This window comes from Pseudomonas phytophila, from assembly GCF_025643095.1.
Classification (GTDB): Bacteria; Pseudomonadota; Gammaproteobacteria; order Pseudomonadales; family Pseudomonadaceae; genus Aquipseudomonas; species Aquipseudomonas quasicaspiana.
In genome coordinates this window covers 1,200,171-1,220,632 of record NZ_CP081201.1, presented here as the reverse complement: position 1 = coordinate 1,220,632, position 20,462 = coordinate 1,200,171, and the positions used below count along the sequence as shown (strand labels likewise).

18 protein-coding genes are annotated in these 20,462 nt (G+C 57.9%); 10 read left to right on the top strand and 8 right to left on the bottom strand.

Going from position 1 to position 20,462, the window contains the following annotated elements; all coding sequences use genetic code 11:
- Positions 1-37 precede the first annotated feature (37 nt).
- Complete coding sequence (gene pfkB / locus K3169_RS05280) at positions 38-979, bottom strand: 1-phosphofructokinase (protein ID WP_027902208.1); 942 nt, start codon at positions 977-979, stop codon at positions 38-40.
- The gene (gene ptsP / locus K3169_RS05275; RefSeq protein WP_263270478.1) at positions 979-3,840 is read right to left on the bottom strand and encodes a phosphoenolpyruvate--protein phosphotransferase; all 2,862 of its coding nucleotides are present in this window, start codon (positions 3,838-3,840) and stop codon (positions 979-981) included. The genes pfkB and ptsP overlap by 1 nt, the downstream gene beginning before the upstream one ends.
- A gap of 327 nt (positions 3,841-4,167) precedes the next feature.
- Here ptsP and cra point away from each other — a divergent pair, with 327 nt between their 5' ends.
- Positions 4,168-5,163, top strand: a complete 996-nt coding sequence (gene cra, locus K3169_RS05270; RefSeq protein ID WP_099270980.1) for a catabolite repressor/activator — start codon at positions 4,168-4,170, stop codon at positions 5,161-5,163.
- Entirely contained in the window at positions 5,160-5,945 is a 786-nt protein-coding gene (locus K3169_RS05265; RefSeq protein WP_263272226.1) for a TatD family hydrolase, read from the top strand. The genes cra and K3169_RS05265 overlap by 4 nt, the downstream gene beginning before the upstream one ends.
- Before the next feature lie 134 nt (positions 5,946-6,079).
- Here K3169_RS05265 and ampE read toward each other — a convergent pair whose 3' ends face one another.
- From ampE to K3169_RS05250, 3 genes are all read right to left on the bottom strand, one after another.
- Complete coding sequence (gene ampE / locus K3169_RS05260) at positions 6,080-6,916, bottom strand: regulatory signaling modulator protein AmpE (protein ID WP_099270982.1); 837 nt, start codon at positions 6,914-6,916, stop codon at positions 6,080-6,082.
- A 16-nt stretch (positions 6,917-6,932) separates the two neighbouring features.
- On the bottom strand, positions 6,933-7,481 hold the full coding sequence (ampD, locus tag K3169_RS05255) for a 1,6-anhydro-N-acetylmuramyl-L-alanine amidase AmpD (RefSeq protein ID WP_122708262.1): 549 nt from the start codon (positions 7,479-7,481) through the stop codon (positions 6,933-6,935).
- Between the two features lie 243 nt (positions 7,482-7,724).
- Entirely contained in the window at positions 7,725-9,977 is a 2,253-nt protein-coding gene (locus K3169_RS05250; protein WP_122708265.1) for a DUF1631 domain-containing protein, read from the bottom strand.
- 358 nt (positions 9,978-10,335) lie between these two features.
- Here K3169_RS05250 and nadC point away from each other — a divergent pair, with 358 nt between their 5' ends.
- Positions 10,336-11,184, top strand: coding sequence for a carboxylating nicotinate-nucleotide diphosphorylase (nadC, locus tag K3169_RS05245; protein WP_263270475.1), 849 nt, complete (start codon positions 10,336-10,338; stop codon positions 11,182-11,184).
- Between the two features lie 415 nt (positions 11,185-11,599).
- Here nadC and K3169_RS05240 read toward each other — a convergent pair whose 3' ends face one another.
- The gene (locus K3169_RS05240; protein WP_231667862.1) at positions 11,600-12,031 is read right to left on the bottom strand and encodes a pilin; all 432 of its coding nucleotides are present in this window, start codon (positions 12,029-12,031) and stop codon (positions 11,600-11,602) included.
- Between the two features lie 224 nt (positions 12,032-12,255).
- On the opposite strand from K3169_RS05240, the gene pilB reads away from it, so the two are divergent.
- From pilB to yacG, 5 genes are read left to right on the top strand one after another with little or no spacing between them, the layout of a single operon-like run.
- The gene (gene pilB / locus K3169_RS05235) at positions 12,256-13,950 is read left to right on the top strand and encodes a type IV-A pilus assembly ATPase PilB (RefSeq protein ID WP_231667863.1); all 1,695 of its coding nucleotides are present in this window, start codon (positions 12,256-12,258) and stop codon (positions 13,948-13,950) included.
- A gap of 2 nt (positions 13,951-13,952) precedes the next feature.
- Positions 13,953-15,173, top strand: a complete 1,221-nt coding sequence (locus tag K3169_RS05230; RefSeq protein ID WP_231667864.1) for a type II secretion system F family protein — start codon at positions 13,953-13,955, stop codon at positions 15,171-15,173.
- Positions 15,174-15,175: 2 nt separating this feature from the next.
- Positions 15,176-16,048, top strand: coding sequence for a prepilin peptidase (locus K3169_RS05225; RefSeq protein ID WP_263270470.1), 873 nt, complete (start codon positions 15,176-15,178; stop codon positions 16,046-16,048).
- A complete protein-coding gene (gene coaE / locus K3169_RS05220) occupies positions 16,045-16,668 on the top strand; it encodes a dephospho-CoA kinase (protein ID WP_263270468.1) in 624 nt (207 codons plus the stop codon). Before K3169_RS05225 ends, coaE begins: the two co-directional genes overlap by 4 nt.
- Positions 16,665-16,865 (top strand): DNA gyrase inhibitor YacG, encoded by a 201-nt coding sequence (gene yacG / locus K3169_RS05215; protein ID WP_027902143.1) that lies wholly within the window; start codon positions 16,665-16,667, stop codon positions 16,863-16,865. The genes coaE and yacG overlap by 4 nt, the downstream gene beginning before the upstream one ends.
- A 37-nt stretch (positions 16,866-16,902) precedes the next feature.
- Here the strand turns inward: yacG and K3169_RS05210 are convergent, their stop codons facing one another.
- Together K3169_RS05210 and K3169_RS05205 are read right to left on the bottom strand one after the other, a co-directional pair.
- Positions 16,903-17,370, bottom strand: a complete 468-nt coding sequence (locus tag K3169_RS05210) for a hypothetical protein (protein WP_027902142.1) — start codon at positions 17,368-17,370, stop codon at positions 16,903-16,905.
- A 649-nt stretch (positions 17,371-18,019) separates the two neighbouring features.
- Positions 18,020-19,078, bottom strand: a complete 1,059-nt coding sequence (locus K3169_RS05205; RefSeq protein WP_231678247.1) for an IS110 family transposase — start codon at positions 19,076-19,078, stop codon at positions 18,020-18,022.
- A gap of 216 nt (positions 19,079-19,294) precedes the next feature.
- On the opposite strand from K3169_RS05205, the gene K3169_RS05200 reads away from it, so the two are divergent.
- The gene (locus K3169_RS05200) at positions 19,295-19,924 is read left to right on the top strand and encodes a DUF1780 domain-containing protein (RefSeq protein ID WP_027902141.1); all 630 of its coding nucleotides are present in this window, start codon (positions 19,295-19,297) and stop codon (positions 19,922-19,924) included.
- On the top strand, positions 19,921-20,430 hold the full coding sequence (locus K3169_RS05195) for an MOSC domain-containing protein (protein ID WP_122397690.1): 510 nt from the start codon (positions 19,921-19,923) through the stop codon (positions 20,428-20,430). Before K3169_RS05200 ends, K3169_RS05195 begins: the two co-directional genes overlap by 4 nt.
- The last annotated feature ends 32 nt before the right edge of the window (positions 20,431-20,462 follow it).

Genomic DNA, 20,462 nt, shown 5'->3' with positions numbered 1-20,462 from the left:
GGCAGCTCCTACACCGACCATGCAGTGGCCGGTTCCTTTATCTTTCCGCCAAAGTGCGAACGTTCACGCCGCCTTCGAGCTTTTTAAGCTGTGCGTTATCAGTAATGCCAAACCCGATCTGGGTTACCGCCATGGCGGCAATTGCCGTAGCAGTTCGCAGGGTTTGCTGAGCCGGATGGCCGCTAAGCAAGCCGTGCACCATCCCCGCCAGCAGCGAATCCCCGGCACCTACCGTGCTCGCGACAGTGACTTTCGGCGGCAACGACTGCAACGCGGTCTCGGCGCTGAACCAATGCACACCTTCGGAACCCTGCGAAATCACCACATGCTCAATGCCTCGGGCGCGCAGGCTGGCTGCGGCTTCGGCCTGAGCGGCGATGGAAATGATCGGGGCGTCCAGCGCATCGGCCAGTTCTTCGGTATTGGGTTTGATCAACCACGGACCTGCCGCGAGACCGGCACGCAAGGCCAGGCCACTGCTGTCCAGGGCGACTTTCAGACCAAGATCTTTCAGACGGACCAGCAACTTGTGTAGCCATTCCGGGCTGACACCGCGCGGCAGACTACCCGCAACCACGACGGCATCAAACTGCGTCGCGATCTGCTCAACACGGGCATACAACGCTTGCTGTGCGTCCTCACTGACCATGGGGCCGGGGCCATTCAGGTCGGTGATGCGTCCACTCTGCTCCGCCAGCTTGATGTTGCTGCGGGTTTCCCCCGGCACCCGAACGAACTCATCGACAAAGCCGCGACGCGTAAACAACGCCTCGAACGGTTGCTGATTGTCGACGCCGAGAAAGCCAGCGACGGTTACTTGATGCCCCAGATCAGCCAACACCTGGGCAACGTTCAAACCTTTACCCGCCGCATGGCTGAGCATGGCTTCACTGCGATTGACTTGCCCGAGCTGCAACGGTCCCAACTGCACAGTCAGGTCCAGCGCGGGGTTCATGGTCAGGGTCAGTATCTTGGCCATTACAAAGCCTCCACAAGGGCACGCACTTCGGCGGCGCTGCCCACCGTCAGCGCGTTCTGCGCCAGTTGCTTCACCGTACTCAAATTCAATTCACGCACGCAGGCCTTTACTTCACCGATGCTGCGCGCTGAAACACTCAACTCATCCACGCCAAGGCCGACCAGCACCGGCACTGCCAACGGATCCGCCGCCAGTTCGCCGCAGATACCAACCCACTTGCCATTGGCATGGGCCGCACGCACGGTGATGTCGATCAGCTGCAACACCGCAGGGTGCAGGCCGTCAGCCTGCGCAGACAGGGTCGGGTGACCGCGGTCGATGGCCATGGTGTATTGGGTCAGGTCGTTGGTGCCGACACTGAAGAAGTCCACTTCTTTGGCCAGCACGGGGGCAAGCAACGCGGCCGACGGCACTTCGATCATGATGCCGATCTGCAAGTCCGCAACCGGGATTTCTTCCCGAAGACGCAGTGTCATGTCCCGTGCCTGACGCCATTCTTCAACGGTGCCGACCATCGGGAACATGATGCGCAGCGGACGATTGTCAGCAGCGCGCAACAAGGCGCGCAGCTGGCTTTCCATGACCTGCGGACGTTGCAGGGTCAGACGAATGCCGCGCACACCGAGGAACGGGTTTTCTTCTTTGTCGATGGGCCAGTAAGGCAGCGGTTTATCGCCACCGACGTCCAGCGTACGAACCACCAACGGGCGACCTTGCAGGTCGTCCAGGACACGGCGGTATTCAGCTTCCTGAGTGGCCTCGTCCGGTGCCTGCGAGTGAGCCATGAACAGCAACTCGGTGCGCAACAGCCCGATACCTTCCGCGCCCTGCTCTACTGCAGCCGGTGTACCGGCGCTGTCGCCAATGTTGGCGAACACTTCAACCGCGTGACCGTCGACAGTCAGTGCAGGCTCCATGCGTTTGGCAGCAGCGGCTTGCAGACGCTGTTCGCGGTTGTCGCGATCTTCAGCGGCACGCTGCAATGTCTCGGCATCTGGCGCCACAGTCAGGCGACCTTTCTGGCCGTCGAGCAACAGCACCGTTCCCGGCTTGAGCAACAGCACGCCGTCACCGGCACCTACCAGTGCGGGAATGCCCAAGGCGCGGGCCACAATCGCACTGTGCGCCGTGGCACCGCCACGCGCGGTGAGAATGCCGGCCACTTGAGCGGGATCAAGTCGTGCCACATCAGAGGGGCCGACTTCATCCATCACCAGAATGTAGGGTTCGTCCGGGGCAGCGACGTTTTCGATGCCACAAATCTGCGCCAGCACGCGACGGCCGACGTCGCGCAAATCCGCTGCGCGCTCAGCCAGAAGCACGTCCTGCAGTTGCTCCTGCTGACGCGCCGCGCTGTCGATCACGTTGTCCCAAGCCGCCGCAGCGCTCTCGCCCTGTTTAAGGCGCAAAATGACTTCGTTGATCAACTCAGGGTCGTCGAGCATTTCGACGTGGGTAATGAAAATCTCGCGAATCGCCTTGGCCTTGCTGCGCTCAATAAGACCCTGAATGTCCTGACGCACTTCGGTCAGGGCTTTTTCCAGACGCTCGCGCTCAATGGCCGCCGACTCGCCCTGCAGCGGGTAATCAAAAGCTTGCAGCACCTGAATATGTGCTGGGCCGATGGCGATGCCCGGCGATGCCGGGACCGCAGTGATCTGAGCACCATCCAGCGGCGCTGGCGTTTCCGGAGCAACGACTGCGGCAACGGGTGTCGGCGAAGTTGCGGTCGGTAGCGGTTCGACTTCTTCGCCCAGACCTTGCTCGACGGCAGCCAGCAAAGCAGGCAGCGCATCGGCGGCGACACTCGGCTCGGCAATGAACTCCAGCACCTGGCCACGGCGAGCGCCCAGGCTCAGCAGCTTGCTCAAGCTTTTGGCGGAGACCGCACTCTCGCCGGTGTCCAGCACACGAACGCGAATATCGCCTTCAAACTCCTTGGCCAGTTGCGCAAGCATCTTCGCCGGACGCGCATGCAAGCCATGGGCGTTAGCCAGCGTCACGTGCTGGGTCGGCCATTCAGCGGGCACTTCACCGCCGAGTGCTTCAAGCACCGCACGGTTGCTGGTGGCCTGGCCCAGCTCGTGGCCTCGACCTTCAATCAGCAGGGAGCACAAACGCTCAAGCAACGTCTGATGTGCTTCGCCCAGACTGGCGAGGCAGAACAACCCGGTGAGCGGCTGACCAAGATAACGAATCGGTTTGTCCGGCGTGACGAACGCCAGGCCCGGGCGTTTGACGGTCTGCTCGCTGTGCAGCCACCACAGGCCATCACCCAGAGACAAAGCTTCAACCTGCTGGAGCACGGCAGCGAAGCCGTTATCGACGCAATCGGCCTTACGTAGCAAACGAGCACCACGCCAGACCAGCTCCTCGAAATCGTCCGCGGTAACCCCAAGGCTGATCAACTGGCTATCAAGGGCCAGCTCTTGCGGCGCGCCTTGCAACAGTTTGAGCAGCGCTTCAGGGCTCTCGGCCTGACGCAGGGCTTCGCCAATATCGTTTTCGCCAAGGGCACGCGTCAGGAGTTGCAAGAGGCGTAAATGCTCGTCGGATTTGGCAGCGATACCAATGGCCAGATAGACCATGTGGCCGTCGCCCCAATCCACGCCCTCGGGAAACTGCATCAGGCGCACGCCGGTGGAAAAGACCTGATCGCGGGTTTCGGGGGTTCCGTGGGGGATTGCGATGCCCTGACCGAGGAAGGTCGAACCTTGTTTCTCGCGGTTCTGCAAACCGGTCAGGTAGCCGTCGGCAACCAGGCCATCGGCAACCAGAAGGTCAGCAAGCAGTTGCAAAGCGGCGGGTTTATCCGCGGCCGTCTGGGCCATGGATATTTGCTCAACAGTGAGCTCGAGCATGCCTGTCTCCTGTACAGCGCGGGCACGCGCCTGATTCTTGTTTTAAGGACGATCACGGTTTGATCGACAGCTTAGGTGATGAAACAGATAAACGATCAAAGGTATGCCTATGACAACAGCAACGAAAAAAGTTGCTGAAACGTTTAATCTAAGTTGCCGCACGTTACTCGATTATCTCTGCAGGTTGAAGAGCACGAGGTCCAATGTAGCCCGGCTAACGCAAATAAACCTGAGAACATTGAGGGTGGACGATGGTCTGCTGTGCAGATCGGCCGCTTTCGGTGAGAATCTTCTCTGATGAGGCATCCATAACAAAAGGAATCACGAGTGAAGCTCAGTGATATTGCACGTCTGGCGGGAGTGTCCGTCACCACGGCCAGTTACGTGATCAACGGGAAGGCCGAACAACAGCGCATCAGCAATGCCACCGTCGAGCGCGTTCAGGCGGTTGTTGAAGAGCACGGCTTTCGCCCCAACCCTCAGGCCGCAGGCTTGCGCAGCCGCCACACCCGCACCTTGGGATTTATCCTGCCCGACCTGGAAAACCCCAGTTACGCGCGGATTGCCAAACTGCTGGAACAGGGCGCTCGGGCGCACGGCTACCAATTGCTGATCGCCAGCTCCGACGACGACCCTGTCAGCGAGCTGCAATTACTTCAGCTATTCCGCGCCCGTCGCTGTGACGCACTGTTTGTTGCCAGTTGCCTGCCCGCCAGCGATGACAGCTATCGCGAGCTGCAGGATAAAGGAATGCCGGTCATCGCCATCGACCGGGAAATGGACGCCCGACACTTTTGCTCAGTCGTCAGCGACGACCACGACGCCAGCCTGCAACTGACCCGTAGCCTGCTGCAAACGAAACCCCGACACATCGCGCTGATTGGCGCCCGACCCGAGCTGAGCATCAGCCGTGCCCGGGCCAGCGGTTTCGAGGATGCGCTGGCGGGCTTTGAAGGTTCGGTGATCATCGAGCACGGCGAGGCGTTCAGCCGGCAATGCGGCCAGCAATTGATGCAGGATATTTTTGAGCGACTGGGCGATTTCCCGGACGCGCTGATCACCACCTCATACGTCCTGTTGCAGGGTGTTTTCGATGCGCTGCAAAGTCGCGCCGTGAACCCGGCGCAATTTCATCTAGGCACCTTTGGTGATACGCAATTGCTGGACTTCCTGCCTTTGCCGGTCAATGCCATGGCTCAACAGCATCAGTTGATTGCAAGCGCTGCACTGGATCTGGCTTTGGCTGCGATTGAAAAAAATCAGTACGAGCCGGGTGTACATGCCATCGTGCGGACGTTCAAACAACGCATTCACGAGGACTGAATGTGACGCTCATTGACACCCACACGCACTTGGACTTCGGCGATTTCGAGGCAGATCGAGCAGCAGTTCTTGACCGCTGCCGACTGCTCGGCGTCGAGCGCATGGTGGTGCTGGGGGTGTATGAGCGCAACTGGCAGCGCATCTGGGACCTGACGCTGGAGAATCCCTCGCTGTACGCCGCATTCGGCCTGCATCCGGTGTACATCGACGAGCATCAGCCGAAACATCTCGATCAACTGGCTGACTGGCTGACTCGCCTGCAAGGTCATCCGCAGTTGTGTGCTGTGGGGGAAATCGGTCTGGATTACTACGTCGAAAGCCTGGACCGTCAGCGTCAGCAGCAGGTTTTCGAGGCACAGTTACAACTGGCCACCGACTTCAACCTGCCCGCGCTGTTGCATGTCCGTCGTAGCCACGCTGACGTGATCGCCACCCTCAAACGCTTCAAGCTCAAGCGCAGCGGCATTATTCATGCGTTTGCCGGAAGTCGTGAAGAGGCTCGCGAATACATCAAACTGGGTTTCAAACTCGGCCTCGGCGGCGCCGCGACCTGGCCTCAGGCGTTACGCATGCACCGGGTCATCGCCGATCTGCCGCTGGACAGCATCGTGCTGGAAACCGACTCGCCGGACATGGCACCTGCCATGTATCCGGGTCAGCGCAACAGCCCGGAGCATTTGCCGGATATCTGTGAAGCGCTGGCCGGTTTGATGGGGATTGCGCCTGAGCAGTTGGCTAAGGTGAGTACCCTGAATGCTAAAGAGTTATTTGCCTGGACTTGAGTGAAAACGGTCTGCCTGTGGGAGCGAATTCATTCGCGAATACGGTATTTCAGGCAATAAATTATCAGCGTCTGAACCTGCCTCTTCGCGAATGAATTCGCTCCCACAGGCTTGAGCCCGTCGATAAATAATCGTTAAACCAACAACGTCCACAACGCAAACCCGGCGTACCAGACAATCGCGGCGCGGATCAGCAACTCCCAGAGCACGTCCAGGCTATTGACGCCTTCGGCCCCCACTACCGGAGCAGGAACTTCACCGGCTACGCAGCCGACTTTGGCAATCAGCTGAGCGGCGCTGATATCCCAGTTGAGCAGTTCATGCAGCATCACCCGAGTGACCGCAACGAAGTTACCCACCAGCGCGAAGCTTGCCGCCAGCAGACGTACCGGAATCCAGTCGAAGGCATGGCGCAGCTGTGCAGCGTTTTCTGCAACGCCTGGGGTCTTGCCGTGCTCGGCAGCCAGGGCCAGCAAGCGGTAGGCCAAAGCGGCGACCGGCCCCAGCAGGAAGTACCAGAAAATCACGGCAAAGAAACTTTGATAGGCCTGCCATAACAAGTGACCCTGCACGCCTTTGAGCAAATCTTCGCTGTTGTCGGCCAGCACACCCATGTCGCGCTCCGCAACATGCACCGCAGCCTGCTCATCACCGCGGCGGCAGGCGTCACGAAACGGCCCGAGCGCGGCAATCAGATCGCCACGTCCCAGGCTGTAAATCAACACCAGCAGATGCACCGGCAGTGCCAGCCAGCCATTGGCGACCGAGCCCAGTACCACCACAATCAATGCCACCAGCAGGACCGGCAGCAACACGCTCAGCCCAAGAATCAACCAGGGGTGCGACGCCATCCGCGGACTGGCTTCAAGCCTGGCCAGTTCAGCCCGCCAGATACCATCCCGCTGGACACGCTCACGCAGCGCCGAAAACTTCTCGATCAAGACCGCCAGCAGTAACACCAGAAAACTCATTTACCTGTCCCTCACTTCAAGCCTGCAAGGCCGCTTTAAAACGCGACCAGTCAAAAAACGGCCCCGGATCAGTCTTTCGACCCGGTGCTATGTCGCTATGGCCACAAATGCGTGCGCTGCTGATCGCCGGATACGCTGACTGTAGCTGACGGGTCAAATCAATCAGGGCGGCGTATTGCGCATCCGTAAACGGCTGCTCGTCAGTGCCCTCAAGCTCGATGCCGACGGAAAAGTCATTGCAGGTTTCCCGTCCCTCGAAAATCGATACGCCTGCGTGCCAGGCCCGATCCAGACAGGAAACGAACTGAGTCACCTCCCCGTCCCGCTCAATCAGAAAATGCGCTGACACGCGCAGATCTGCGATCCCTTCAAAATACGGATGCTCGGTGACATCCAGTTGATTCTGAAAAAAAGCCTGCACCTTGCCGGTCTTGAACTGGGCAGGCGGCAAACTGATGTTGTGAATCACCAATAAAGAGATTTCACCCGCAGGGCGCGCATTGAAGTTGGGCGATGGGCAGTGATGGATGCCATGGCACCAGCCGCTTGCACAATCGAGCTGCATGAAGGTTCCTTGCACGGATAAATCGACAGGGACAAGTATGCCCGCTATGAAAAAAATAGGGAGGGTGTAAATGGATGAGGATTGGGTAGGAAGAGTCTGGAGTTAAGGCATCCAGATGAGCGACTGAAATACAAAACCCGTAGGACTGGCTTTAGCCGGGAGAGGGTCGGCACATTCACCACGTTAGCTTCGGGCAAATGTCCTCCCGGCTAAAGCCGGTCCTACGGTTCGTGGCGGCTCGGACTACGCGCCCTTGAGCTTGCGCAAGTTACCCATCACCGACTCCAGCGCCCGGTCAAACAGCAGCGCGTCGTCGAGCATGCGGATGGTGCCGCGACGGAACTCCATGGCCAGACCCACACGGGTCTTTTCCAGGACTTTCATGCCGGTGCGGTTAACGAATACATAACGACCGCTTGGCTCAACGATCGCCGCCAGCTTGCAGCGCAGTTTATGTTCTTCGTCTTCCTGAATTTCTACCCAGCCGCCCAGACGCAACTTGTCGACCTGAGCCAGACCCGCATCGTCTTCCGGAAGACGCGACGAAACAGGCTCGTTGAAAACCTGCTCGCCCGGTGCAATCAAAACGATCTCTTCAACCACCTGAATCATCGCCGGGCCGTGCGATTCCTCGGCTTCAGCAGATGCGGAAGAGCCGTTGGCCGCATCGTCCTGAGCGCGCGAGAAATGCTGAAACGCCTGTACATGCAGCACTTCCAGCTGACTGAAGAACTCGCTGGTCGCAAACGGATCGAACGCGGCGCTAGTCAGGCCTTCACGCAGCGCCTTCAGCAAGCCAGGCACCAGGTCCAGCAGACGCTGCCTGGCTTCAGGCTCTTCATGCAGCTCGACACTCCAGACCAGATCATCCATGGCGGCCAGTCCAGCTTCCCACTCGGGAGAATCATCGCCATGCTTGAGGCAAGTCAGCAGCAATACTTTGCTCCAGGCTTCCTGCAGCAAACGCACGACCACTTCAGGCAACACCTTGCCGAGCAGACGTTGATTCAATTCCTGCTGCACCCGCTGACGGGCCAGCTCGGCGCGCGCACGGCCTTCTTCGGCATCACGGGTGCGCTGTTCAAGCAATTCGCTACGGCGGCGCTCATCGCTGGTGAAAGCGAGAAAATCCACCAACAGCTCAGAGAAAATCGCTGGGTCATCGACAAAGTCATTCAGCAGACGCTGCACGATTTGCTCGACGCGGACATACAGCGAGTCGCGCTGATAGTCATCACGACCGCCCCAACCCAATGCGGCAGAGGCGATTTCGTTGAGCAGACGCCGCGCTGGATGGCTGCCGCGGCTGAAAAAGCTCTTGTCGATCACCGCGACTTTGAGCATCGGGATTTGCAGACGGCCGATCAGCGCACGCAGTGAAGGCGGCAGATTGCGGTCATCGAGAATGAATTCAAACAGCATGGCGATCAGGTTGATGACGTCTTCGTCACCTACGCCCACCACGCGGAATTTGCCGCTCTTGACGCTGACACGAGTCAGCAATTGCTCCAGCTGGTTGCGCAGATCGAAGTCTTCCGGCATCTCCGACGACGGAACATATTGCTGCATGTGCGACAACAGACGCAGCAGGTCCTGGCTGGAAATCGGCCGGGCTTCCGCACTGGCCTCATGACGCGGCACGAGATTACCGCGCACTTGTAACAACAGCTCCTGCAGTGCAGAGAAAGCGTCCTGCACACCTTTGTCCAGTTTGTCTGCGGTCTGAGCCAGAAGCGGGTCGGCAAACGACTCGACGCTACGGCCAGGACGAGCACTGCGATCAGTGGAGCGACGCGCTGGCACCGCCTTGAGCTCAGGCAAAATGCCGGTAGCGATCAAAAGCTGGTTAGCCTCGCTGTACAGATCATCGGTGTCAGCCAGAACATACTTCTCAAACAGCTTGAGCACGATCAGCTTGACCTTGATACCCACGCCAAGGCTACGCCCGGCCTGCAGGAAGTAATCACACAGCATCGCCGGACCCATGGGGTTGGCTTCGTTGGTCAGGGGCTGAGTGACCAATTGGTTCAGACGGGTGGTCAACTGGGCAAGCGCAGTGCCGTCACGGCTGAGCACCTTGGTGACCATCGCATCGACGGCCACAGTCTTTTCCAGGTCGTCGTTATGAACCAGTGACAGTTTGTCGAATGACACCGGCGTCGCGATTACGGGCTCGGAAACCTGATACTGGCCCAGGCGCAAGAAGGCGTCATAAAACTTGTCGAGAAACGCGCGCTCGATGCTTTTGCGCTTGAGACGCAGGTCGCGCATGGCTTCAAAGAAATTGTTCTGTTCGGAATTGCTCTGCGCACGGTCCGCCATGTCAAACAGCGTGTCGTCGGCGTTATCGAACAGTTCCTGCAACGCTTCCTTGAGTTGCTGAGCGGCCTTGTCACGAACCTGCAGCAATACAACAGGCAGGCGCGCAAGGGGCGAATGAGACGCCAGGTCGGGATTAGCTTTAGTTAACGGCACAACATTCTCGTCGTTTTGCATCAAGCCACCTGCCAGGCAACGTCATCGATCCCATCACAAGCCGGGCCATATCCCGGGCATGTGAAGCGACCCCCCGATTCATTTCGCCACATGTCAAACCTGTGACGTCAAATACAAGTCGCAACATTTAAAATATATCCGATCTGCCAGAGATGTCTTGTTCTTTACATTTCGTCTCCGGCTAGCGGATTGACGCGTGCAGAGGTAGACCGCGAAAAACGCGTTCTATCGCAATGAAATGTAAAAAACCGACCAACTGTCATCCGTTCATGGACTGGCAAACGCCCGCAGTAGATAGGGTGCAGTGAGTTCCGTGGGCAACGTGCCTTATACTCGGCTCACCTGAATGGAGTCCGCCATGCCGAATCTACAACTCGCCACCCTCACCGCAGAAATCGAAGCCAACGTACGTCGTGCGTTGCTGGAAGACGTCGGCAGTGGCGACATCACCGCCCAATTGATTCCCGCTGAACGCCTGGCCAAAACCACGGTGATCTCCCGGGACGCTGCGGTTATCGCCGGAACGGCGTGGGTAGATGCGGTATTCCGGCAGCTGGATCCGCGGGTCGCGGTGCACTGGCAGGTGATGGACGGTGATCGGGTGCAGCCCAATCAGCCGCTGTTCCATGTCGAGGGCCCGGCTCGCTCACTGCTGACGGGCGAGCGCAGCGCACTTAACTTCCTGCAAATGCTCTCAGGGGTTGCAACTAAAGCCCGGCATTACGCTGACATCGTCGCCAATACTCAGGTCAAATTACTCGATACCCGCAAAACCCTCCCAGGCCTGCGCCTCGCACAAAAATACGCCGTAACCTGCGGCGGTTGCCACAACCACCGCATTGGTTTGTTCGACGCCTTCCTGATCAAGGAAAACCACATTGCAGCCTGTGGCGGCATTGCCCAGGCCATCACCGCCGCGCACAAGATCGCGCCGGGTAAACCGGTAGAGATCGAAGTAGAAAGTCTCGACGAGTTACGCGAAGCGCTGGACGCCGGAGCGGACATCGTCATGCTCGACGAACTCAGCCTGGACGATATGCGCGAAGCCGTGCGCCTCAATGCCGGCCGGGCGAAACTGGAAGCCAGCGGCGGTATTAACGACGATACATTGCTGGTAATTGCCGAAACCGGCGTGGATTACATCTCGATTGGGGCGATGACCAAGGATGTGAAAGCGGTGGATCTGTCTATGCGGTTGAGTCTTTGAGGTAAACCCGGACTCCCACAACGACGCAAAATCTGTAACTCCGTCGCGCAGCAAACACGGCCCCTGTAGGAGTGAGCTTGCTCGCGATGGCGGTGAGTAATTCAGTAAGGGACTGCCAGACAGGACGCCATCGCGAGCAAGCTCACTCCTACAGGGTCTTGGGTTGGCACCGCGACCGCGGGGTGTCAGTAACCTTTGCCTGGGTTCAGCCTGCTCAAGGGCATCACGCATCAGCTATACCGCACAAACGCAAAAGCCCGATCCAGATGGATCGGGCTTTTTGGGTCTGCGGTGCCGAAAACAGGAATCGAACCTGCGACCTTCGCGTTACGAGTGCGCTGCTCTACCGGGCTGAGCTATTTCAAATTGTCTTTGAAAGTAAAGCTAGCCGCAAAGGGGAAAGCGTACTTATCCATCAGCTGCGGCAGTTGGCTGGGCGATACTGAACGGGGATAGTACCAGCTAGGCATGTCCAAGTGATGCTGTTATTAGTGCCGAGTCCAGGCGTAAGAATAAAAGTCATGTTGCGGACGGCAGCATTCACAGGCGCAGCATTGAGCGATGTCGCGGTAATGATACCAGCGGCGCCAATCGCTACAGAGGCAGTGTAAGTACCGGACGCGCCAGCGTAGCCCGCAGCTGCGTTTGTGGCTGGAAACACACCATTAGTCTGGTAAGCCTCAGCAACAGCGACCTTAGCACCATCCGCGAGCGCCACCAACTCTGCCACCTGAGCGCGGATTGTGTAGTCCTGATATGCGGGGATGGCCACCGCAGCAAGGATGCCAACGATAGCCACGACGATCATCAGCTCAATCAGCGTGAAACCTTTTTGTACTTTTTTCATTGGTACTGCTCCGGTGCGTCAATAAGGTGTTGCGTGCCTGTCCCAAAGCATAGGTCATGCCAAATACTCTTCAACCCTCCTTTATTGCTAATTCTCCTACCAACGGCGTAACGGGAAATCCCTGCCGGATTACTGGCGGACAATTTACGTCACCTTGTCTTGCATCATTGGCAGCGTCGCCCGACTAGGCTATAAACCCATGACTGTATGGGGTTGGTGGATTTATGAGTGACGTTGTCCTGACCGGTTTGGCCAAGCAATTGGTAGCTGCCGAACTTTTGACTGAAAAAGCGACGCAGCAGGCGTTTCTGCAAGCCCGGCGCGACAAGGTTTCGCTGATCAGTTATCTGGTGCAAAACCGTCTGGTCAAAGCCCTAGCTCTGGCGGAAATGTCGTCGGACCAATTCGGTCTGCCGTTTCTCGACCTTAATTGCCTTAATAAAGAAGAGCAGCCGAGAGGTGTGGTGAGTGAAAAGCTCATCCGTCAGCACCATGCCCTGCCGCTGTGGAAGCGCGGCAATAAGCTTTATATCGGTATCTCCGACCCGGCCAACCAGCAAGCCATTACCGATCTGCAGTTCAACACCGGGCTCGCCATCGAAGCGATTCTGGTAGAAGACGACAAGCTCACTGACGCCATCGAAAAGTTTTTCGATGGCAACGCTTCTCTTGGCGAAATGGGTGACGTCGATCTCAGCCTGGAGGTGGTGTCAGGCGGGGAAGTCAAAGAGACGTCACTGGGTCAGGATGACGCCGACGATGCGCCGGTGGTGCGCTTCGTCAACAAGATGCTGATGGACGCCATCCGCCTCGGCTCGTCCGACCTGCACTTTGAGCCCTACGAAAAGACCTTTCGGGTTCGCTTGCGCACGGACGGCATTCTGCATGAAGTCGCCAAGCCCCCTATCCACCTTGCAAGCCGCATTGCAGCGCGTTTGAAGGTCATGGCCAGCCTGGATATTTCCGAGCGCCGCAAACCGCAGGATGGTCGGGTCAAGCTGCGCATATCGAAAACCAAGGCGATTGATTTCCGGATGAACACCCTGCCGACGCTGTGGGGGGAAAAGATCGTGATGCGTCTGCTGGATCCGACCACGGCAAAAATGGGCATTGATGCATTGGGCTACGAGCCTGAGCAGAAAGCCCTGTACCTGGAAGCACTTAAACAACCGCAAGGCATGATTCTGGTCACAGGCCCTACCGGCTCGGGTAAAACCGTGTCGCTGTACACCGGCCTGAATATTCTCAACACCGTGGATATCAATATCTCCACCGCCGAAGATCCAGTTGAAATCAACCTGGAAGGCGTCAACCAGGTCAACGTCAATCCCCGTCAAGGAATGGACTTCTCCCAGGCACTTCGGGCTTTTTTGCGTCAGGATCCTGACGTGATCATGGTCGGTGAGATTCGCGATCTGGAAACGGCAGAAATCGCCATCAAGGCTTCGCAAACCGGGCACATGGTCTTGTCCACACTGCACACCAACAGCGCCGCCGAAACCCTGACCCGCTTGCACCACATGGGTGTGGCCGCGTTCAACATTGCTACTGCCATCAACCTGATCATCGCTCAGCGTCTGGCGCGCAAGCTGTGCCCGCACTGCAAGAAAGAAGCGGACATTCCTCACGACACCCTGATAAGCGAAGGCTTCCCGGCAGACAAGATCGGTACGTTCAAGATCTATACCCCGGTGGGCTGCGACCAGTGCAATGGCGGCTATAAAGGCCGCGTGGGGATTTACGAAGTGGTCAAGAAGACCCCGGCGCTGGAGCGCATCATCATGGAAGAAGGCAACTCACTGGATATTTCTGTGCAGATGCGCAAGGACGGCTTTAATGACCTGCGCACTTCCGGCCTGATCAAAGCCATGCAGGGCGTCACCAGCCTTGAAGAAGTCAACCGCGTGACCAAGGACTGATCATGGCCAGCAAAGCGGCGAAAGTTATCGTTTTTACGTGGGAAGGCACCGACAAGAAAGGCGCGAAGATGACCGGCGAACTGACCGGCCATAATCCGGCGCTGGTCAAGGCGCAACTTCGCAAGCAGGGCATCAACCCGACCAAAGTGCGAAAAAAACCGGTTTCGATTTTTGGTGGCAGCGGGAAGAAAATCAAACCGCTGGATATCGCGTTTTTCTCCCGGCAGATGGCAACCATGATGAAAGCCGGGGTGCCGCTGCTGCAATCCTTCGACATCATCGCCGAAGGTTCGGAAAACCCGAACATGCGCAAACTGATCGAAGAAGTGAAAAGCGAGGTCGCAGCCGGTAACAGTTTCGCCACTGCACTACGGCAGAAGCCGCAATATTTCGACGACCTGTACTGCAACCTTGTAGACGCCGGTGAGCAAGCCGGTGCGCTGGAAGCCCTGCTGGATCGCGTGGCGACTTACAAAGAAAAGACCGAAAAGCTCAAAGCCAAGATCAAAAAAGCCATGACCTATCCGATCATGGTGATGATTATGGCGTTCATCGTGTCCGGGATTATGCTGCTTTTCGTGGTTCCTAAGTTTCAGGACATCTTCGCCGGTTTTGGTGCAGAGCTGCCGGCGTTCACCCTGATGGTAATTGGCCTGTCAAAAGTCGTTCAGGACTGGTGGCTGGTCATCCTGGGATTGATATTTGCCAGTATTTTCCTGTTCCGACGCAGCTATAAAGGCTCACAGAATTTCCGTGATAGCGTCGACCGCAGCCTGCTGAAAGTCCCGGTTATCGGGCCGTTGATCTATAAATCTTCGGTCGCGCGCTTTGCTCGTACGCTGTCCACCACCTTCGCTGCCGGTGTGCCGCTGGTGGAAGCGCTGGACTCAGTGGCGGGCGCAACCGGTAACGTGGTCTTCCGCAACGCGGTGAACAAGGTCAAACAGGACGTTTCCACCGGCATGCAGCTTAACTTCTCCATGCGTGCCACCGGCGTGTTCCCCAGCCTTGCCATCCAAATGACGGCCATCGGCGAAGAGTCGGGCGCACTGGACTCGATGCTCGACAAGGTCGCGACCTATTACGAGGATGAAGTCGATAACATGGTCGACAATCTGACCGCCATGATGGAGCCGCTGATCATGGGTGTGCTCGGCGTCATCGTTGGCGGTCTGGTGATCGCCATGTACTTGCCGATCTTCAAACTCGGAGGCGCAGTCTGACAATGCTGCTTGTTGATTTTCTGGCCAGCTCACCGCTGGCCTTTGTTTTATCCGCACTGATTCTTGGCTTGTTGGTGGGCAGCTTTCTCAATGTGCTGATTTATCGCCTGCCGATCATGATGGAGCGCGACTGGCAGGCTCAGTCCCGGGAAATGCTCAAACTGCCCGCCGAGCCTGAAAGCGAGACCTTCAACCTGATCCTGCCGCACTCCCGTTGTCCGCATTGCGCTCATCAGATTCGTCCGTGGGAGAATCTGCCGGTGCTCAGCTACCTGTTTCTGGGTGGCAAATGCTCAAGCTGCAAAGCACCGATCAGCAAACGTTACCCGCTGGTGGAGCTGACCTGCGGCCTGCTGTCCGGCTACATCGCCTGGCACTTCGGTTTTGGCTGGCCTGCTGCGGCGATGCTGGTACTGAGCTGGGGCCTGCTGGCCATGAGTCTGATCGACGCCGACCACCAGTTGCTGCCTGACGACCTGGTCTTACCGCTGCTGTGGATGGGCCTGATCGTCAACTCGTTCGGCCTGTTCACCAACCTGAGCGACGCGCTCTGGGGCGCAGTGGCCGGTTATCTGGTGTTGTGGTCGGTGTACTGGCTGTTCAAACTGATCACTGGCAAAGAAGGCATGGGCCATGGCGACTTCAAATTGCTGGCCATGCTCGGGGCCTGGGGTGGTTGGCAGATCCTGCCGTTGACCATCCTGCTTTCATCGCTGGTAGGGGCAATATTGGGCCTGATCATGCTGCGTTTGCGTAATGTCGAAACCAGCACGCCGATCCCCTTCGGTCCCTATCTGGCCATCGCAGGCTGGATCGCTTTGCTCTGGGGTGGTCAAATAACCGACTCCTATTTGCAATTTGCCGGTTTCAGATGACCCCAACCGCTCAAAAACCCTGGATTCTCGGCCTTACCGGCGGCATCGGTAGCGGCAAGAGCGCCGCGGCGCAGTGCTTCATTGATCTGGGCATTCATGTGGTCGACGCCGATCACGCCGCGCGCTGGGTGGTTGAACCTGGCCGTCCGGCGCTGGCACACATCGCAGAACACTTCGGGCCGACGGTGCTGCATGCCGATGGCACGCTGAATCGAGGTGCCCTGCGCGGCTTGATTTTCGAGGATGCCGAACAACGCCGCTGGCTCGAAGCCCTGCTGCACCCGCTGATCGGCACCGAAATCCAGCGCGACCTGGCCAGCGCCACCTCGCCTTACGCGATTCTGGTTTCGCCCCTGCTGGTCGAGTCCGGCCAGTGGAAAATCACTCAACGCGTGCTGGTCATCGATGTCCCGCAAAACGTGCAAGTCCAGCGCACCATGCTGCGCGACAGTTCCAGTCAGGAGCAAGTCGAGGCGATTATCAAGGCGCAGGCCAGTCGCGAAGATCGATTGAGTCGTGCCGATGATGTGCTGGTCAATGACCGGGACGCTGCCTGGCTGCGAAGCGAGGTCCAGCGGCTGCACCACTTTTATTTAACTTTGTCCGGAGGCCAATCATGAGCCAACCAATGACCGTCGATTGCCCAACTTGTGGCGCCCCCGTGGAATGGAGCGCCGCCAGCCCTGCCCGGCCGTTCTGCTCTGAACGCTGCAAGCTGATCGATCTAGGCGCATGGGCGTCGGAAGAACATGCGATTCCGGTCAGCCCGGATGCCGAAGACGAAATGTTTTCCGGCGATCTGCCAGACAGGCATTGATCTATACGTGACTGAGCCTGACCTGATCAGGCTCGGCTCACGGCTTCTCCAGCGCTTCGCGAAGCGCGTCCGGTCCGTTGAATTCCTGCCGCTCCAGCAACTTGCCATCCTTGATCTGCAACCACTGAACGGCCGCTGCATCCCCGCCATAACCCGGCGCGATCTGCGCTTCGCGGTCCAGCGCTACCCGATACGAGTAAACCCTGCGCATTTTCGGCACGGCAAAGAACTTGGTGACATACGCAGGCATGGGTTCGATGTTGGCGATGAACACCGTGTGCCGGGCCTCCAGAAAACCTTTGGGTTTGTCTTTGAGTGCCTTCTCCATGATCTTGCCCGCGCTCATGCTGCTGGCCACCAGAATGGTCTGGGTCTTTTGCGGGTCCATCACATACGGCTCATCAAACTGGTCGAACAGACTCCAGGTCGGCACCGGATCCCCGATTTCAATGGCCTGCGCGGTAAACGGCAACAGGATCAACAGCAGAATGGGCCAGAGTTTCAAGGGTGCAACTCTCCTGAGTGGAGTGGAAAAGCCAACACCATAGCGGAAATGGGCGCGGACCTGTGGGAGCGAATTCATTCGTGAAGGGACCAGTACATCCGAAGCTTATACATCGCTTGGTATGCCGTCTTCCCGAATGAATTCGGTCCCACAGGTCGGTGATGAACTTGAAATCATGGCCAACCTGTGGGAGCGGTGCTTGCCCGCGATATAGGCACCGCGGTTTGACAGGCAGATCACCGAAGCCTTATCGCGGGCAAGCACCGCTCCCACATAGACCGAGCTATTCCGTAGGACCGGCCGGGCGGCGTTCCGCTTTAGCCGGGAGGGCATCGGGACATTCACTACATATTCCTCGTCAGAAATACCGCTCTCCCGGCTAAAGCCGGTCCTATGTATGGACTCGCCCCTACTTTCAACCCGCTTTTTGAACACTGCTACCCGGTTGCATCTATGTATAAGGCCTATTCGAGGAAGCATCGTTAGCTTCTGGCCAGCATTGGGTGAGCTCGCGGTATGCCAATTACGATAAGGCCTCAAAAGGGCCAGTAGGACCGTAGGCATCTATCCACGACGGTCTGACCAAGGGTCAATGTTCTTAAGCAGCGGTTGAGGTGACCCAGCACCCCGGTGGCAGAACTCTGTTTTTTCAATGATTCATCGTCGCCTCCTGGCAACCCGCTGGCTGGCGACTATAGGTCTGATCGTTTTGCAGCAGCACCCAGACGATTCGCAGGTTTCGGTTGGCCAATCTGACGGCGGCTCCCTTTTGACCATGCTGGCTTAACCAGCGTCTCAAACGGCGATCATCCGGATGTTCAGAGTCAGGCCGCACCTGCCTTAACACAGCGTGCGCTCCCTGAATTGAAAGGCTGCGAATGTAGCCATCACCGCGTTTGCAAATTTTGCCCAGCCGAACTTTTTGTCCGCTGCTGTTTTGCTCAGGAACCGTACCGAAGTAGGCTGCGAACATTCGTGCATTGGCGAAGCGCCCAGGTTCAGTTTGCTTGGCCAGTAGCGCTGTAGCGATGACAGGACCGATGCCACGTACTGTCATCAGGCGCTTTGCTGTCTTGTCTTCGCGCGCGGCAGCTTCCAGACGCCCCGTCAGCACGTCGATACGTTCACCCAGCTGACTCCATTCGCCCAGCAGTTCGTCGACCAACTCGCGCAACATATCTGGCAATGGCTGGGTTGCGTCTTCCAGTATGCGTGGGACATTTCGGCTTAGGGCCACCGCCCCTTGCGCCATGGCAATGCCTTGTTCCAGCAGCAACCCACGTATCTGATTACCCATTGCGGTGCGCCGCTTTACATACCCTTGCCGAACACGATGCAGGGCCTGCATGGCCAATTGCGCGTTACTTTTGACGGGCACTGAAGCAATGTTTACATCTCGTCCCGAGCGCAATATCGCCAGGACATCGTTGCGGTCATTCTTGGCGCCGCTGCGATGATTGGCGACATGTTGCGCCGGTAAAATTCGCGCCTGATTGCCCTGAGCTTGCAGCAACTGCGCCCAAGCCTGTGCGCCAGGGCCGGTTTCCATCAGCACCGTCACGCTTGACGGCAGTTTTTGTAAAAAGGCTACAAAGGCTTCGCGTGACTTGATTCGCTCTTCGTAAATGACCTGACCAAGGGCGTCTTCTCCGGCTATCTGGAATACGTTCTTGGCAAGATCTACAGCCACTGTTGAACAAGCCGACACATCGGCTGAAGACAAAGCGTTACTTTTGATCGTATGCTTTTTCATGGACTCGCCCTCGCTGTCGTTGGCTTCTTAAGAATGCCACCGTGGCGCTACTGACGCCTCGGCTTGGGCGAGTCCATCCAATTACGGGATTACAAGCAACATAGATCTCCCACAGAATTAACCCGTTAATCCTTCTTCCAGTTGTAGCTATTAGAACGCTAAGCTTGGCCTATGGATGACTCAGACTACCTACGCCTGCTCACGATCCAGGCCGAACAAGCCAACGCGTTTCTTTCCAATGCGCGAAAGTGGGAGCGTGAGCGATGGGTTTGTGAGCGTCTGCTGCAAGGCCTGAACATTACGCATCGTCACGAAGACTTCACCGCAGCCGTGCAGGAACCGCCCGACGTGCTGTTTCGTGACGCGCGTTTTGAAGTGTTCTTCGTCCTGGATGAAGGCCGTCGCCTCAACGATGAGTGGCGCGAGGAGCTGGCGCGCAGGCGTGGCGCATTTTCCCTGAGCCAACTGGTGCGCCGCGAAGCCAAGCCCAAACGCATTCCTGCAAGCGATCTGCTGCAACGGCTGGGGCCCACACTGCGCAAAAAAGCCACCAACTACAACGAACGCGGTATCGACCTGAGTGGGCTGGACATCATCGCCTTCGCCAGCCTCAAGCGCGAAGTACTCGACTTGAACAGCCATTTCCCGCCACCCACCGAGTACCTGCGCCAGGGTTGGCGTTCCTTGTCACTGGTGGGCCCAACCTTTGCCCGAGTGTTATTTGCCCACCCGGGCGCTCCGGATTTTCTGCGAACCAACCTGGGTCGCAGCGTGGTTTTCGATGTTGGAATCAGCTTATGAGCCCTCTGCAAGAACTATTGGCCGACGTACCGCAAACCGGCCGGGTGCGCTGGATTGGCGTACGCCCTGAATCCCGTGGCGAAATGGTCGAGCTGGATGCGGTGGAAGCACGTCGCGAAGCCGGCCTGACCGGCGACCATGCGCGCCCCGGCCCACGCAATGCGCGGCAGGTCACGTTGATTCAATGGGAGCATCTGGCGGTGGTCAGCTCCCTGCTGAACCGACCCGAAGATCAACCCATCGTGCCTCAGGACCTGCGCCGCAATCTGGTGATCAGCGGTATCAATCTGTTCAGCCTCAAGGGGCGTCGCTTCAAGATCGGTCAGGCCATTCTGGAAACCACCGGTTGGTGCCAGCCTTGCGCCCGGCTGGAACAGCGTCTTGGGCACGGCACCTTTCAGGCAGTACGTGGGCATGGCGGAATTACTGCGCGAGTGATACAAAGCGGCATCATTCGTCTGGACGATTCGCTGCGGGTCGAACCGCTGGAACTGATTGCCGAATAACCGCTGCGCCCTTTTCTGAGACGCTCATGTCC

Coding starts and splice junctions, on each gene's coding strand:
- pfkB (WP_027902208.1), bottom strand. CDS start 979: ATGGCCAAGATACTGACCCTGACCATGAACCCCGCGCTGGACCTGACT.
- ptsP (WP_263270478.1), bottom strand. CDS start 3,840: ATGCTCGAGCTCACTGTTGAGCAAATATCCATGGCCCAGACGGCCGCG.
- ampE (WP_099270982.1), bottom strand. CDS start 6,916: ATGAGTTTTCTGGTGTTACTGCTGGCGGTCTTGATCGAGAAGTTTTCG.
- ampD (WP_122708262.1), bottom strand. CDS start 7,481: ATGCAGCTCGATTGTGCAAGCGGCTGGTGCCATGGCATCCATCACTGC.
- K3169_RS05250 (WP_122708265.1), bottom strand. CDS start 9,977: ATGCAAAACGACGAGAATGTTGTGCCGTTAACTAAAGCTAATCCCGAC.
- nadC (WP_263270475.1), top strand. CDS start 10,336: ATGCCGAATCTACAACTCGCCACCCTCACCGCAGAAATCGAAGCCAAC.
- K3169_RS05240 (WP_231667862.1), bottom strand. CDS start 12,031: ATGAAAAAAGTACAAAAAGGTTTCACGCTGATTGAGCTGATGATCGTC.
- pilB (WP_231667863.1), top strand. CDS start 12,256: ATGAGTGACGTTGTCCTGACCGGTTTGGCCAAGCAATTGGTAGCTGCC.
- K3169_RS05230 (WP_231667864.1), top strand. CDS start 13,953: ATGGCCAGCAAAGCGGCGAAAGTTATCGTTTTTACGTGGGAAGGCACC.
- K3169_RS05225 (WP_263270470.1), top strand. CDS start 15,176: ATGCTGCTTGTTGATTTTCTGGCCAGCTCACCGCTGGCCTTTGTTTTA.
- coaE (WP_263270468.1), top strand. CDS start 16,045: ATGACCCCAACCGCTCAAAAACCCTGGATTCTCGGCCTTACCGGCGGC.
- yacG (WP_027902143.1), top strand. CDS start 16,665: ATGAGCCAACCAATGACCGTCGATTGCCCAACTTGTGGCGCCCCCGTG.
- K3169_RS05200 (WP_027902141.1), top strand. CDS start 19,295: ATGGATGACTCAGACTACCTACGCCTGCTCACGATCCAGGCCGAACAA.
- K3169_RS05195 (WP_122397690.1), top strand. CDS start 19,921: ATGAGCCCTCTGCAAGAACTATTGGCCGACGTACCGCAAACCGGCCGG.